This is a genomic window from Micromonospora sp. NPDC020750, assembly GCF_044334565.1.
Classification (GTDB): Bacteria; Actinomycetota; Actinomycetes; order Mycobacteriales; family Micromonosporaceae; genus Micromonospora.
This window is the reverse complement of record NZ_JBIRTH010000002.1, coordinates 1,021,634-1,022,291: the sequence shown is the minus strand read 5'-3', so window position 1 is coordinate 1,022,291 and position 658 is coordinate 1,021,634. Positions and strand designations below refer to the sequence as shown.

Below are 658 nucleotides of genomic sequence, written 5' to 3'. Positions count from 1 at the left end.
TGTTCACCGACGTGGCGAGGTTGGGAAGGTAGGCGTCCCGGTTACCAGCGGCCAACTCCCGGCGCAGGTCGACGGCTTCCTCACTGACGGCCAGCGCTTCACCCCGCCGTCCCACCTCCGCCAACCGGCCCGCGTGGTTGTTCACCGACGTGGCGAGGTTGGGAAGGTAGGCGTCCCGGTTACCAGCGGCCAACTCCCGGTGCAGGTCGACAGCTTCCTCACTGACGGCCAGCGCCTCGTCCCGCCGTCCCACCTCCGCCAACCGGAGCGCGTGGTTGTTCACCGACGTGGCGAGGTTGGGAAGGTAGGCGTCCCGGTTACCAGCGGCCAACTCCCGGCGCAGGTCGACAGCTTCCTCACTGACGGCCAGCGCCTCAGCCCGCCGTCCCACCTCCGCCAACCGGAGCGCGTGGTTGTTCACCGACGTGGCGAGGTCGGGAAGGTAGGCGTCACGGTTACCAGCGGCCAACTCCCGGTACAGGTCGACGGCTTCCTGACTGGCGGCCAGCGCCTCAGCCCGCCGCCCCGCCTCCGCCAACCGGACCGCGTAGTTGTTCACCGACATGGCGAGGTCGGGAAGGTAAGCGTCCCGGTTACCAGCGGCCAACTCCCGGTACAGGTCGACGGCTTCCTGACTGGCGGCCAACGCCTCACCCCG

1 protein-coding gene is annotated in these 658 nt (G+C 69.1%); it reads right to left on the bottom strand.

The window, feature by feature from the left end; all coding sequences use genetic code 11:
• Positions 1 to 646, bottom strand: a 646-nt coding sequence (locus tag ACH4T9_RS09975) for a tetratricopeptide repeat protein (protein WP_396686820.1), incomplete at its 3' end; no start/stop codon positions are given.
• Between the last annotated feature and the right edge of the window lie 12 nt (positions 647 to 658).